Annotated in this window: 16 protein-coding genes; all 16 read right to left on the minus strand. The window is 45.0% G+C overall.

The features are described from left to right. Position 1 precedes the first annotated feature (1 nt). The 16 genes from traM to Q3W13_RS05910 all read right to left on the minus strand — a co-directional run bounded on the left by traM (position 2) and on the right by Q3W13_RS05910 (position 13,304). Complete coding sequence (traM, locus tag Q3W13_RS05835) at positions 2 to 1,081, minus strand: conjugative transposon protein TraM (protein WP_302862060.1); 1,080 nt, start codon at positions 1,079 to 1,081, stop codon at positions 2 to 4. A 43-nt stretch (positions 1,082 to 1,124) separates the two neighbouring features. Continuing rightward, positions 1,125 to 1,358, minus strand: coding sequence for a hypothetical protein (locus Q3W13_RS05840; protein ID WP_302862061.1), 234 nt, complete (start codon positions 1,356 to 1,358; stop codon positions 1,125 to 1,127). Beyond that, a complete protein-coding gene (gene traK / locus Q3W13_RS05845) occupies positions 1,355 to 1,972 on the minus strand; it encodes a conjugative transposon protein TraK (RefSeq protein ID WP_302862063.1) in 618 nt (205 codons plus the stop codon). Before traK ends, Q3W13_RS05840 begins: the two co-directional genes overlap by 4 nt. Before the next feature lie 11 nt (positions 1,973 to 1,983). Beyond that, positions 1,984 to 3,222 carry a conjugative transposon protein TraJ gene (gene traJ / locus Q3W13_RS05850; RefSeq protein ID WP_302862064.1) on the minus strand — a complete coding sequence of 413 codons (1,239 nt, stop codon included), beginning with the start codon at positions 3,220 to 3,222 and terminating at the stop codon, positions 1,984 to 1,986. Then, positions 3,212 to 3,865, minus strand: a complete 654-nt coding sequence (locus tag Q3W13_RS05855) for a TerB family tellurite resistance protein (protein ID WP_302862066.1) — start codon at positions 3,863 to 3,865, stop codon at positions 3,212 to 3,214. The genes traJ and Q3W13_RS05855 overlap by 11 nt, the downstream gene beginning before the upstream one ends. After that, positions 3,852 to 4,496 (minus strand): hypothetical protein, encoded by a 645-nt coding sequence (locus tag Q3W13_RS05860; protein ID WP_302862069.1) that lies wholly within the window; start codon positions 4,494 to 4,496, stop codon positions 3,852 to 3,854. Before Q3W13_RS05860 ends, Q3W13_RS05855 begins: the two co-directional genes overlap by 14 nt. Continuing rightward, positions 4,483 to 5,127 (minus strand): conjugal transfer protein TraI, encoded by a 645-nt coding sequence (locus Q3W13_RS05865; RefSeq protein ID WP_302862071.1) that lies wholly within the window; start codon positions 5,125 to 5,127, stop codon positions 4,483 to 4,485. The genes Q3W13_RS05860 and Q3W13_RS05865 overlap by 14 nt, the downstream gene beginning before the upstream one ends. 107 nt (positions 5,128 to 5,234) lie before the next feature. Next, positions 5,235 to 5,612 carry a hypothetical protein gene (locus Q3W13_RS05870; protein WP_302862073.1) on the minus strand — a complete coding sequence of 126 codons (378 nt, stop codon included), beginning with the start codon at positions 5,610 to 5,612 and terminating at the stop codon, positions 5,235 to 5,237. Between the two features lie 3 nt (positions 5,613 to 5,615). Beyond that, the gene (locus Q3W13_RS05875) at positions 5,616 to 8,087 is read right to left on the minus strand and encodes a TraG family conjugative transposon ATPase (protein ID WP_302862074.1); all 2,472 of its coding nucleotides are present in this window, start codon (positions 8,085 to 8,087) and stop codon (positions 5,616 to 5,618) included. Continuing rightward, positions 8,074 to 8,409 carry a DUF4133 domain-containing protein gene (locus Q3W13_RS05880; RefSeq protein WP_302862075.1) on the minus strand — a complete coding sequence of 112 codons (336 nt, stop codon included), beginning with the start codon at positions 8,407 to 8,409 and terminating at the stop codon, positions 8,074 to 8,076. Before Q3W13_RS05880 ends, Q3W13_RS05875 begins: the two co-directional genes overlap by 14 nt. An 11-nt stretch (positions 8,410 to 8,420) precedes the next feature. After that, a complete protein-coding gene (locus Q3W13_RS05885; RefSeq protein ID WP_302862076.1) occupies positions 8,421 to 8,753 on the minus strand; it encodes a DUF4134 domain-containing protein in 333 nt (110 codons plus the stop codon). Between the two features lie 59 nt (positions 8,754 to 8,812). Next, entirely contained in the window at positions 8,813 to 9,340 is a 528-nt protein-coding gene (locus tag Q3W13_RS05890) for a hypothetical protein (RefSeq protein WP_302862078.1), read from the minus strand. Positions 9,341 to 9,451: 111 nt separating this feature from the next. Then, positions 9,452 to 10,354: an RteC domain-containing protein gene (locus tag Q3W13_RS05895; RefSeq protein ID WP_302862080.1), complete on the minus strand. Its 903-nt coding sequence runs from the start codon at positions 10,352 to 10,354 to the stop codon at positions 9,452 to 9,454. Between the two features lie 224 nt (positions 10,355 to 10,578). Then, on the minus strand, positions 10,579 to 11,502 hold the full coding sequence (locus Q3W13_RS05900; protein ID WP_302862081.1) for a response regulator transcription factor: 924 nt from the start codon (positions 11,500 to 11,502) through the stop codon (positions 10,579 to 10,581). Between the two features lie 8 nt (positions 11,503 to 11,510). Beyond that, a complete protein-coding gene (locus Q3W13_RS05905; RefSeq protein ID WP_302862082.1) occupies positions 11,511 to 12,089 on the minus strand; it encodes a GNAT family N-acetyltransferase in 579 nt (192 codons plus the stop codon). Between the two features lie 42 nt (positions 12,090 to 12,131). Continuing rightward, positions 12,132 to 13,304 carry a hypothetical protein gene (locus tag Q3W13_RS05910; RefSeq protein WP_302862083.1) on the minus strand — a complete coding sequence of 391 codons (1,173 nt, stop codon included), beginning with the start codon at positions 13,302 to 13,304 and terminating at the stop codon, positions 12,132 to 12,134. Between the last annotated feature and the right edge of the window lie 695 nt (positions 13,305 to 13,999).

Below are 13,999 nucleotides of genomic sequence, written 5' to 3' on the forward strand. Positions count from 1 at the left end.
ATCAGTTCTTATTGATTCTCAATAGCACTCTTTCACCCTCATGCAGCTTTACTTTGACCCTTTTCACCTTTTTGCTGAAAAGCGTTTTGGCAGCAGAAATACCTGCGCCCGCCGCTTGAGTCGCCAGTGTCTGATCCATCGGCAGGAACTCCATGCTTTGTACCGCATTAGCTGCGCCACCGCCGGTGGCATCGGCCAGCTCCGCTTCAGGCGCATTGATACCAGGCATCCCGTCTAGTGAAAACACAGTCAGGTCAACCGGTATGATCGCATTGCCAACCCGGATATTTTTAATGTTGAGCAACAGCCGCTGATTGGTGATCGTACAATTACCGAACAGGGTAAAGCCTTTGGGTAGCTTTATTCCCTTCAGATCAACACTGTCGCTTAAGCGCAATTTGACTATACCGCCCTGCAATACTTTCTGATCGCCGTCGATAAGCGCCGGTATGGCTTTAAACAAACTGTCGGGTGCGGCCTTTTCCTGTTGCTTTAATTGCGCCGCCACCAGTTCAGGATGCTGTATCTGGATGATCTTATCCACCATACTTTCCAGCTGCTTCATTTCAGGGTCATCACCGTCGCGGGTGTTCATGCTTTTCATCAGCTTTTCGAGCCGGTCAACATCGGTGGTATTGACAGCAGGTGCCGTTTTTGTTGTGGCTGGCAGTGCAGTAACCAACGGCTCGGGTGCTTTACTGACTTCCTGTTTCAGTTGCTCCAGCTTTTGACTTAGTTTAATCTCACTCGCATCCGGGTTATTAGCCATGGAAGCATTTCCAGAATGGCCAAAGCTGCCGGCCAGGGGGTTAGCCGAACGGCTTTTTTCACTGGCCGAATCCCTTTGAGCCTGGTCATAAAGGCTTAGTTTATCCTGCGGCTGGTCGCTTTTAAATTTCGCTTCCGGCAATTGGGTATTGATGCCTTTGGATATATCGCTCTGTCTGCCATCAGTGCCCTTGCCGCCGCCCAATGCCCAAAAGGCCATTACCAGGAAGGGCAGAATCAGTAAAGGCAGCACGAGCAAAAACTTCTTCCGCTTTTCGCGCTGCTGTTGTTGTTCTGTTGTTTGTTCTTTCATTTGTTTTTAATTTATGCTGCCGTGGCAGCGGTGAATAAATTGCTTAGTTACAGGCCCGGAGGAGCAACCATAGGCTTACCCCGCCGAATACCAGGCAGATCAGCAAAAGCAGGATAAGTTTGGATGCCCTGTTCCAGTATTGCGTTTTCCGGTTGAGATATCCGGCGATCTCTGTTTGCCTGCGGATAATAACAGAAGCGATCCTGCCCGCTGCCTTTTCCTGCCGGGCGCTCAATGGCTTGTGTTTGCTGCGTTTCCAGAATAAGCCCATGATCATTTGCTTTGCGTGGTTAAATCCCTGTTCTCTGTCGTTTCCCATTTTTCGATCAGGAAGCCATGCGGGTTATTATCCGAGCGGGACACATTTCGCAAATAACCCTGCGTGACCAGGCTGCGGCTGAGTGTTGATGTGGAACGCACCAGCTTTTCAGTGGCGAAGCACTTGAAATAAAAAGGATATTGGTTGATATCAACCTGCACGCTGTCCACGCTGATCTGCTGGCTGATATTACCGCTGACGATATTGTTGTAATAACCGGCTTCCTTTAAGTTATCATAGGCCGTCTTTGCTGAGCCGTCGGCCAGGTAAAGTGCCTGCGTGATGCCTGCCTGTATCTGCTTGTCGTCCGGGTCAAGCGTAAAAAAATAATGGTGGAACATTTTCACGTGATCCCTGATCTCGACCGGGATATTATCCTTGCGGTCTGCGGCAAAAGCCTCCAGCGCCTTGCCGTTAGCCAGGATATAAATGTGGTTTTTGTAATTGTCCGAACTTTGATAGCTTTTATAGATTGCAAAGCAGGAAACCGTTATACAGGCAAGTATCAGCAGATAGCTGAACAGCCGGATATGCTTAAAAGCGGTGTCGATATTTTTGAGTTGCTGAAACATAAATTTCGATTTTATGATTTACCGGATAGTTTGTCTTTTTGATAGTTGCTGTTCCCGGCGCTGTGGTAGCCTTCCCAATAATTCCGGGGCGCATTCAGGATATTGCCAGCGCCGCGTGCTGCTCTTGATGCCAACCCCGGTGCTACCGAAGCGGCTGTTGAGCCGGCGCCTGTTGCGGTGTTGGTTGCCACGCTGATACCGCCAGCCGCAATGCTGGTTACCCTTTGCAGCATCCCGTTACCTCCGTGCGCATGAACGATAAAATTGGCGACAGTGGGCACCGAAAAATAACCCACAATGCCAATCAGCAAAAAAATGAGGTACGCCGTATCGGTGCTCGAAAAGAACGTATCGCCCGAACTCTGGATCTGCGAAATATCTAGCTTCAGCATATTTTCCTGTACTTTCCCGATGATGCTGCCGAAGATATTGGCGATGGGCAGCCACAAAAAGATATTGATGTACCGCGCCAGCCATTGGTGCAGGCTGTGCTGGAAACCGTCAAAGACGGACAGACCGAATACCAACGGGCCCAATATCGCCAGCACGATCAGGAAAAACGTCCGGATGGTATTGATACAAAGCGATGCTGCGGCATAAACCACTTCCAGCACTTCGCTCATCCACTGCTTGATACTGTTGCGGAAATTATAGGACTGCTTATCCAGCCAGAATTTCACGTCATTGCCGATGCCGTCAAACACACCCTGGTTATCTCCATTCGGGTCGTCAGGATGCGTGTACTTGTACCATTTGTCCTGGTCGCCGTTACCGTCTGTGCCGACATACATTTGGTAGGCCGATGAGTTTTTCACTGCATCTTCCTTTTGCTTCAGCAGCTTTGCAATAGCGGTATTGCTGTCCTGAACCATATTGGCGGTGGCGCCGACTACCGGCTGCAAAACTCCGTTCATCAAAGCAATGACCGCAGGGAAAAGCAGGATGGCCATTCCTAATGCAAAGGGTCGGAGCAGGGGATAAAATTCGAGCGGCTCGGCGTTGGCGATTTGCCGCCACACCCGCGGAGCGATATAGCTCAAGGACGCAAAGCCCGCTATGCCCCGCGCGGCGTCAATAAGCTTGCTGCAAAGGGGGAGCATCTGGCTGTACACGTTGTCGAGTACCGGCTGCATCCCCTGCAAGTCGCCCGCGAGCCCGTCCGCTTTGGACAGGTGCGGCAGCAGAAGCAGCAGGAGTAAGCCCGCCGCCCCCTTAAAGGGAGCGCTGTTGATGAGCTGTTTAATTTTCATGTCCGTAGAGATTTTGAAGTGTCTTTGTTTCGTTTCTTTGCTTTTGGCGCTGTAGCTGTAATAGGGATGCCTGGTTATTGAAATGCCTTAAAAAAGACAGTTTATCAGACGTGTCGGCATAAATGCGGTCGATCTCATGCAGGCGTTCATCATCCGACATGCGCAGGTTTGAAGCGGTAATCACCGTGATCAGGTCATTCAGATTCCGTAAGGCCTGGCTGGTGATGTTGCTGTACGCGCTGCCCATATAATCCAGTTCCTTTACACTGAAGCTGCCGCCGGACTTAAACCGTTTGTACGCCGATTTATATTCTGAAAGGATACTGCTTTCATCACTGATAATATCCGCAACCCGCTGATACTTCTTGATATTCGGGTTAACCGCCATCAGCCCGTCCAGGAAAACCTCATGCAAACTGAAATTGCCCTGCGCAATGTTTTTTACCGCCCCGTAACCCTGGCTTAAAATGGAGTAACCCTGCCGCATATCGGACAGAATGCTTTTGAATTGCGACAGTTTTTCCACGTCCAGTAATAATTGCTGAATTTCATAGGATTGCGCTTTTGCCTGTTGAGGCAGAAAGCTGAAAGCAGAAAGGCAAAAGCAAATGAGCCCTGCCAGTTTTACCTTAATTGATCTCATAATACCTCCTTAGTGTTTGTATATTTTGCAGTTCCCGGTTACGCTGTGCCAAAAGCATGCGCACCTGGTTGCGGAAATTCAGGGTAAAAGCATATTTGTCTTTTATCCGGGTGCTGACCTGGTGAAGCCTTTTCAGGCGCTCATCGTCCGTCATTTCGGTTTCGCCGGATGTCATCACCAGTTGCAGTTCGGCAATATCGTTACTGCATTCTTCCAGCACTTTACCGGCAACTGAGCCGATATACTTTTGGTCAGCCTCATCCAGGCCGTTAAAACCTTTCAGGTAGTCAAATTCCGCTGGGATAGCCGTAGCATACTGCGCAATCGCTGCCGCTTCCGGATTATCTTTGACCAGCGGGTTGACGGTTTTCAGGGATTTGTAATAGTCCGAATGCAGGCTGAATTCACTGCCGGTGAAGCCGGCGATATTACCCAGGCCTTTGCCGGCAATTTTATACCCTTGCTTTAAATAGCTGCCGTAAACTTCCAGCGCCGCAATTTGCCGCGCGAGGTATTTGATCTGCGTTTTCTTTTGCGACCACCATTCAGCGAATGTTTGCGCCTGCGATACACCTGCGGCCAACAACAGGCCGCAAGTCATCACTAATGCTTTCAGTTTACTGGATTCCATAATACTTTTTTAAAGTGCTGACCTCGTTTTCATCCTTTGCCCTTTGCAGGCTGAGCATGATATTCTGGTTATTAAACTGCTGCAAGTCGCTGTAATTGGTATCGATGCGGCTAGCCGACGTATTGATCATTTCCAGCCGTTTTTCATCGGTCATCTGCGTTTTGAAGGAACTGACGACCAGCAGCAACTCATCGACATTTTTCACGCTTTCTTCCAGTATGCCGGTATACACTTTGCCCATATAGCTGAGCTCATCGGCGCTGAAATGCTTGTCCTGCTGTAACAGCGACCAGGCATGATGATAGGAACTGACCAGCGCAGCCTGCTTTTCCGTCATTTCCCTGATGCGCTCGTAAAGCGCGATAGCGGATTTGATCTCCTGCAATTCCTGGTAGTATTTGCCAAACAGGTCTTTTTGCTGCTGTGTCCAGTCACTGATCTCGCCCAGCTTGGTTTGAGATAGCGTATTTTCCAAAGCCTTTTGAGCATTTTGAAGCCAGATCGTTTTGTTCTGCATCCGCTGTATTTGCAGGTCTATCGCTTTGATCACTTTGGTGATGGCCGCTTTGATGACCTCCGCAATAGCGATCTGCGCATTTGCTCCCTGCGGCAATGCCACAAAGAGTGTCATAGCCGATAATGGCAATATGACCATATACTTTTTCATAAAAAGCCCCCCTTACCCCCCGTAAGGGGAGTGATATTTTAATGGTTAAAAAATTGGTTGATTAATCCTGCCTACAGCTTCACATATTCGCTGCTGCCGTTGAGCAAAGCGTTTTTATCAGGCTGAAAGATCAGCGTATGCCCCGTTTGCATGACCTGCATGAGCTGTTTTTGGGTATCCCAAGTGCCTGTCCAGTGCTTGACGGCGTGCTGCAATGGCTGCAGCTTCCCTTCGCTGATCCGGCGGTAGCCGGTCCTGCGGGTGATAAGGTAAATATTGTCTGTGCTTTTGGCCTCGGTAATGACCAGTGTATCGTTGGCGATACTGAACTCGCTTTGTGCCTGACTGACGTAAGTGCCGGGGATAAAGCTTTGTATATTGCTGCTCTTACTGTTGCAGGCGGCCAGACCCGAAACAATTCCCATTAAGATTAAAATGTACTTTTTCATAGTTTATTTTTTTGAAGTGGAAAGTCTTTGATCTTCAACCATTGCAAGGATACCGGCGGCAATGCTGCCGTATTTTTCGGCATATTCCAGTACCCTGGCTTTTTCGGACGCTTCTGTTGTATAGGCATAATATTCTTCCGGTGATACTTCGGTGCGGTAAACTTTGGATGATTGCCCGCCCAGGCTGATAAAAACCTCCTTGTAGCGGTAACCGGGATCGTTTGCCTTGTTCATGGAAAGGATTAAAGCTTTCTCCTTTTCGGTGAGGCCCAGTAATGCCTGCACATCATCGAATTTGTTCTGGTACTTGCTTTGGTCTAAAAGGATCTTGCAATCACTGTTATTTACGATAGCCTGCTTGATGATCGGGCTGCTTAAAATATCCTCGACCTCCTGCGTTACGACGATGGCCTCGCCAAAAAATTTACGGACGGTTTTAAATAAATATTTAATGTATTCTGCCATGCCGTCTTTGGCGATTGCTTTCCAGGCTTCCTCGATCAAAATAACTTTCCGCACGTTTTTCGGCAGCTTGCGCATCTTGGAAATAAAGACTTCCATAATGATGATCGTTACCACAGGGAACAGGATCTCATGCGATTTGATATTGTCCAGTTCGAACACAATAAAGCGCTCGTTCAGCAGGTCAAGGTTCTCGGTGGCGTTCAGCAGGTAGTCAAACTCCCCGCCTTTATAATAAGGATTAAGGACATATAAAAAGTTCGCGATGTCAAAGTCCTTTTCCTTTACCTTGCCATTTTCCAATACCTGCAAGTATTCTTCCATTAAGAAATCGTAGAAAGAATTGAAACCGGGGAAAATAGCTGGGTGTTTGTTTAAGTACTGGTAATAAAGCGTAATAGCGCTGGAGATAGCTACGTATTCTGAACGGGCAAAATTCTCATTCTCTTTTTTCCATAAGGCCAGGAGCAATGTTTTCAGGCTTTCCTTTTTCTCAATATCCAGCACTTCGCCTTTGGCGATATAAAAAGGATTAAAACGGATCGGGTTGTTTTCTTCATAGGTGAAATAATAGCCATCCACGAGGTCGCAAAGGCCCTTATAGCTGTGGCCTACATCCACCAGTACGATATGTGAACCCTGTTCGAAATAGCTGTTGACCATGTGGTTCGTAAAGAAAGACTTACCGGAACCGCTTGGCCCTAAGATCATTTTGTTGCGGTTGGTGATAAACCCTTTCTTCATAGGTTCATCGGATATATCCGCCCGAACCGGCCTGCCGGACAGCCGGTCACCCAAACGGATACCAAAGCCGCTTTTCGATGTGCGGTAATTACTTTCGAGGTTTAAAAAACAGGTCGCCTGCTCCAGGAAAGTGTCGAAAGTATCATTCATCGGGAAGTCCGCTGCATTGCCAGGTAAGCCCGCCCACCATATTTGAGGCGCGCCGTCCGTTTCCTGTTTGGCCGCTGCATCCATTTGCGCCATGGCCGAACCCACCTTGTTCCTGATCTCCTGTAATTCCTGCCCATCATTTGTCCAGGCCATTACGTTAAAGTGCGCCTTAACCGGCAGTCGCTGCTCACCGATAGCCTCGTTCAGAAAATCCGAAGTGGCATCACGGGCAATGGCGTTTTCTCGGCTGTAAGCGGATAAGGATTGTAACCTAAGCCTTTTCTTCTCCAGGCCTTTGAGTGTTTGCTGCACATCGCCGATAAAGATGTACTGGTTATATATATGGTTGCAGTCCAGCAATAAGCCCAATGGCGAGGCAAAACCAATACTGAATTTAGTCTTGTCTGTGCTGTAACGGTCATAATTGACCCGGCTTCCACAAAGCGCGGGCAAATCCTCCACATCAGCTAAAGGGAACAACTGGCAATAATTGTCACCTATACGCAGCCCGTCTTTAAAGTGAACATCCTTGATTACCGGCCTTTCGTTTTCTCCTTGCAGAAAACAGTACCGCTCGATGATCCCGGCTTTGCTTTTTGTCCCGGCCAGGTCAGCATCGGTCAGCCTGTGCAGACCGGCAAAGCCGCTGTCGGAAAGGATACGTTCAAAAGCCCCCGCTTTTTCCATAAAATCCCGGAATAAAGCTTCACTTATTGCCTGCGCCGGAACCGGTGATTTGCGCATCAGACCGGAATAACCGCTGCTGGCCGCTTTTCGGTTGCCCGGCATCTTGGTCAGCAGGATATGGCAGCTATGATCGAGATACCGCCGTCCCTCAAAATAGTCTTCGCTCGCCGCAGCTAAAAAACTGGTGCCGTTTTCGGGAACCCCTTTATAGCGGGCTTTCATAAACATATCCTGTTTATGAATGAGGCTGTGTTTCGGCAATACCTTGATCGCTTTGATCCAGGCATGATGGAAAGCCTCATATTCCTGTCCGGATAAGGTAAAGATATCCGGCAGGTCCAGTTTGTAGGCGATGGTGATGTCACCCTGGCGGGACAGGATACAGTTGTTCTCCACCTTATAGACGGGTAATATATGCTCAATATTGACCATGAGTGCTTTTGATAAGATGAATAAATAGTTTTCGTGACCGGAATTTTATATATGCAGGAAGGCCTCGTTTAGCGCCCCGCTTTAACAACCCGTATTGGCCGTATTTATGGCTTAGCCGGAAGATGGTAGTGACTAATGCGGTACCTGAACCGCCGATCAAAAAGAGACATAGCCAGGCATTCATACCCGTGATATATAGGATGGCATAAAGGATCAGCAACGCGACCAAACTGCCTGCCAGATACCCGATGTATTGCGCTTTCAGGCCTCGAAATTCTATGGCTTTATTAATGCCTTTGTTGATCTGATATACACTGCTCATTACGGTTATGATTAGAGTCCGAAGAACGATTTGAGCACGGTGGCCACTACAACCAGAAAGATACAGGAGCCAAACCAGGCGGCAGCTACCTTATTGGTATCGGGTTCTCCCGCATTCCATTTATTAAATACTTTTACCGCGCCGATAATACCGACCACTGCCCCAATGGCATACATCAGGTTACAGCCTGCGTCGAAATAACCTTTGACCTGTGTGGTAGCCGAATTGATCCCGGCTGAACCGTCCTGGCCAAAGCAATAATTGATAGTCAACAGAGCCGCAGCAAACATTAAGATTTTTAGCAGGGCCTGTTGTTTTGGGGTATATGGAATATGGTTTTTCATGTTTTTGGGTTACACTGATTTAAAAAATTGATTACGTTGATTTATTATCTTGATTAGGATTAATCCCAAAGCCGGTATAGCTCTTCCTCACTTAATTCAAAAGGTACATTTTCCAATATCCAGGAATTGACCGCATCCAGGTGCCGGCTTACTTTCAATTGTGGATACTTGGACGATACCAGTTTGAACAGGCTTTTAAAGTCTTCGGCAGTCCCGTCTTCCATTCTGATCGTATGGATAACCGATTTGATTTCCTCCAGCACATCCGGTATCAGACCGTATAAAGTCTCATCATCAGGGAAAGGATGGGTTTCCTCATAACGGTCTTCTTCAAAATATCTTGACGGACCAAAAAACAGGTCTGAACTGTTTACCGTACTAACGCCGTATTCTTCGGCTGCCCCGCCTAACAGGTCTTCATCTTCCAAGTCCACGCCCGGTTCGGGCCATAACTTTGCACTTGGTCTACCGGGAAATAAGCCACTTGTTTTGCCCCGGTAAAAGATCAGCCAGAGGATGGCATAATAAAGCAGTAATACAATCGCTGTAAAAAGCAGAAATTGCTGCCAGGTGATTTGATGTAACATAGATCTTGCGATTTAAACCTGACGCCCCATTGCTACAGGTTTTGTAAAAGCAAAGTTGCCCGGACGACAGCCGCATTACCGGCAGTCCCGGAACGGGATGAAAGATTTTAATTAATTGCCTGTTTTTGAGTCTGTTCTCCTGGCACGGCGAAAGCCGTTCGGCTGTAAAGCGTTGCCCTCATCGATATGATTGCGGATCGCATCGCGTACCTGATCGGTGAACCGGGTCTGACTGACCAGCTTACGCGCCTTGATCTCGTCAAAGCGGCGGGTATGACGGCTCAAATCGATATCCAGGCTGGCGCTTAGCCAGTACATGATATCCGCTAAAGAAGCATTTCCGTCATTTAGTTGGCCGGACAGCCACAAACCGTAACCCATTTCAATGGCATTTACCTGTTCACCCGTCCATTTGAGCGGTTCGTTGTTCCTGCCGGGACGGATAAAGGGAGAGCGTTCCGGCTTGCCGATATTCGCCAGTTCATGCGCGATATATTCCTGCAGCATTTCATAAGCTTTGAACTTGGCAAAAAGGTAATCCCCGCTTGTAGAAAACGACCTGTCCAGCTCTGGCACCTCAGGCAGCAACACGCTTTGCACCTCGACATTCCGCACAAAATAGAGTTCGTCCAGTTCATCCGCACCGAGCCGATAGTATTCGTATAAAAAGGGGTGTTCCCGGAACGAACGGACGGCGAAGCGAAGTTCATCGAGATAATAAGCCCGTAGCTGCTCGTTATCGCCACATGGCCTCCCGCTGATCAGGTTATATAGTGCTACCTCGAAGATATAATGACAATAAAACCGTGGCTTAGTGACCTTAAAAAAATGGGACTCCTCTTTCCAGTCCGCAAAGGGATGCTTTGACAGATAGTTAGACAGCAGGTCAAGGTAACCACGGATACAACGCAGAGCCGCGCTCATCCGCTTCAAAGGTTCAGGATTGTTAATCGCAATTTGTCCCAATTCATCTTCCATCAGCACATATTGCTGCTTTGCATACACTTTTAACATAAATAAACGGCTTTTAAATAAGCCCTGTCCAGCCTGTTAACTGGCAACAACTTTTCACTAAGACAGGGAAAATGTAACTGTTTTGTTCATAAGCAATCTTTTATTATTTGGTTAATTATCCGAAATGGTGTGCAAATATGTATGCTAAATGAGAAGCATAAAATGAGCAAATTGCCCTAATTAGGCGTTTAGTGGAAAAACCCTATGAAGGTATAATGGAGGTATTACGCCCGGTTTGCCAGTTTGTAGATCAGTTCAACTTTGTTACTAGCCCCAATCTTTTCATATATATTCTGAATATGATTATTGACTGTCTTTTCCGAAATAAATAATCCTTCAGCGATGTTTTTATAGGAATGCCCCCTGCGCAATAATAGTACGATCTCTACCTGCCGTTTAGTAAGTTGGTATCGCTGGCAGTTAATCTCAAACGTTTCAGAATTGAGCCCCACCATGTTTAATTCCAATAATTCCTTATATTCTAAACGCGCACGTTTTACTGATTTGGTGATGAAAATGATGGTAATTACGGTAAATCCAGTATTAGTAAATAAGACTTCTATCAGTTGGCTTTCTTCGACTAAGCCAAAGAATGTCAATGAAATCCAGGGGATGACCGCACAATAAATAGCTATTTCCTCCAAATATTCATTTTTATTCCTATCTGTTTCGTATTTTTTGCGAATGGCTTTGAACATCACCCAAAGTAATACCAATGCATAAATCAACGGGACTATCATGCCAAACTTAATGTCAACATTCAGCTTGCCGTTGATTGCATAAACAATTACAAAAAATATGAAATATGGTAACATCAGAAACAGGGGAACGCCATATAAAGCATGCCATCGAAGTAACTTCAGCTCAAATGCTTTATAAAAATAAAAGGGGAAAAAAGATGCCATTAAAAACCCGCTTCCATAAGCAATCATTACTTGCGTAGATATAGGTATATCAATTTTAGGATCGGGAAAAAGGCCGCCGGTTATATTATAAAACTGAAACAGGAAAAGTAACAACAGGTACCATAAACGACTTTTATCTTGTGGACGAAACAAATAATAGAAGATTTGGAAAATGAACATGCAAAATTCCAGCACTATAAAAATAAAAGTGACGATATGAATTTGCGTTCCGAATACCAGCATGGTTGTAATTATTTATCTGGTTCGCGCTTTAAAAAGAATAAGGTATAGCCCAATTCTAATTTGTTATAAATTTCAAATCCAAAGTGTTCGTACCAGGGCAGGTTTTTCACTGTTGAAGTTTCCAGGCATATCGGGAGGCTTTTTTTATTCGCATCGGCTATGATTTCTTTTAACAAATTACCTCCAATGCCTCCCTTCTGATATACGGGCTCAACGCCAATAAACCATAGATAGATCATTTTTTCTTTGGATTGAAGTTTTTTGACCTCTGTTTCACGGTTCAGTGTTTTTTGGATACCGCTTAATCCAATTGCCTGAATGATAAGTCTGATATCCAGGCGAATTGATTTTAATGTTGTTCGCTTTTGGTGGGGGAATAAGGTCAACGCACAAGCTTTCCTGTCGTCAGATAACCAAACTTCACCAAAAAGATGGCATACTTCAAAGGAATAATCCATCAGCGAACGGATTCGGTTTAATTTAATGTCATCTTGGCGAACAATAAAATTTACGCTTTGATTTTCCTTAAAAGACTCTGATAATATGCTTACTACTAGTCCTTTATCTTCCTGTGTTGCTCTAATCATAGTAGGGGTGTTTTCGTGAAAGCTACTGTATTTGGTATTAATTCACGTCGGAAAGAACATTTTATTGATTTTGGCAACCATTTTTAATAATAATTCCCTGACCGCATAGCCAGTGAACTGGTCGCTGCTGTAATATAATTTATTCATACTTCCGTAGGAAATATGTTCCTGTTTCTTACTCATGAAATATTTTGAAAAGAACCTGAGTAAACCGGCAATATTTTTCATGGCAAAAACACCTTCTTCATACAACAGTCTTATTAGTAATGCTAGTTGTGCCACCGTAAGTTTCAACTCTATTTTATCAGAAATGTCCGTTTCCATTAAATTCTGCTGATTATTTTTCTCTTTAATATATTCATTGAGCCAATTTTCCAATAAATTATTAACAGGCATAAGTTCAGGGTCATAACTCACTGTCAATATAACAGGCATCGTTTTGAGGAGGAGCAATTCTCTTTTCAACAGGGATAATTGATCATTTTCCCCGAGAATTAAACTTTTCCGGATTAAATTCTCCTGATACCACAAACAAAAGCTATTATGATTAAAATTAAGGTAAAATAAGGCTTCTACAACACTATGGGTCAAATCCCGGCTGTCTTCAAAAGCTATAGTCACACTTAATGTTTCTGTAAATTGAAAAAAATATTCTGCCGACCTGTAGTTCATTACGGCAGATATATCCGTAGCCGAAATACCGTCTAAATAATCGCGAATACAAGCTTTTAATTGCCCATCCAATTCAACATATTGCATAGATGCGCTAAGCTTTTCTGCTGCCTCGGACATTCTTTTCCTAATTGACGGTATTACCGCATCGGGTATTTTGGTCTCCTGGTTTATATAGGAATTGAAGTACTGTATCTGAAAATCCTTAAGATCCAGTAATCGTTCAAGCAGAAATTCAGAAAAGGTATGGATAGGATAATTGCTGTGTGAGGCGGATTGTTTACTATGTTGAATCTGCTGGTAAACCTTGTCGGCTAAATCCAATAAAATTTGTTGTTGAAACCAGATATAACGTTTAATAACCTGGTCCTTCGCATCACTAAACAGCAACTCCGTCCAAACTTTCTTGATCCTTTGACATTCCGCTGTGATAAGTGCTTCTTGTCCATTTTCAGGGTCAATTGAAGCAACATCCTCATTATGTGCTTCGGAGGGAAATGCAATAACAACGTCCTCCAGGCGCCTTAGTTCATCCTTAAGCATGATAGCAAATTAACTTACAGGAATATTTCATTTAACTTACAAGAAATGTGGTTATATTCTTAATTTTAGCGGACTGTGTTTGTGCGAAAAATGTGTTTGGCCACTGACAGTGGTTAATACCGTGATCGTAGTGTTTGTTGGGTCAGTTTCTCCGACGGTGGTTTCTGATTGATTGATCCCTGACAAATGATTATAGCGATATAAGGTATTTGTCTTTTTTTTGAAATTTTTGAATGGTAAATTTTTCATAGCGATAACTTTTTACCCAAATTATCAGCATGAAAAGGCACATGACAACTTTGTTACACGCACGACAGTTTGCTGTAGAAAGATAACCGGTTATGACAATGACATTACAATCCAAAGTGAACTTTTCGAGGTTGAATGTTCGTGTGGTTCTGAAGCATATTTTAGGATGGTGCCTGTTTATTGCGTATGAAATCAGTTTCGTTCATTTTAACGCTGGGTCTTCTTATCCTTTGCAAGATTATATCTGTTATTATAGTTTGAACATCATCCTATTTTACTTTAATGCACATGTGCTCCTTGCCTACGCTATAAAATCTTCCAATTTTTATTTATTAATCCCGGCACTCATGGTGCTGGAATTGGCAGTCTATCTGTAACCCTCCCTTAATTAGGACTGGTGTTTTATAGACTTATTAATTCAAAAATATAATTATTGTTGTTGTAAC

Origin of the sequence: Mucilaginibacter sp. L3T2-6 (assembly GCF_030519355.1) — a bacterium.
GTDB lineage: Bacteria > Bacteroidota > Bacteroidia > Sphingobacteriales > Sphingobacteriaceae > Mucilaginibacter.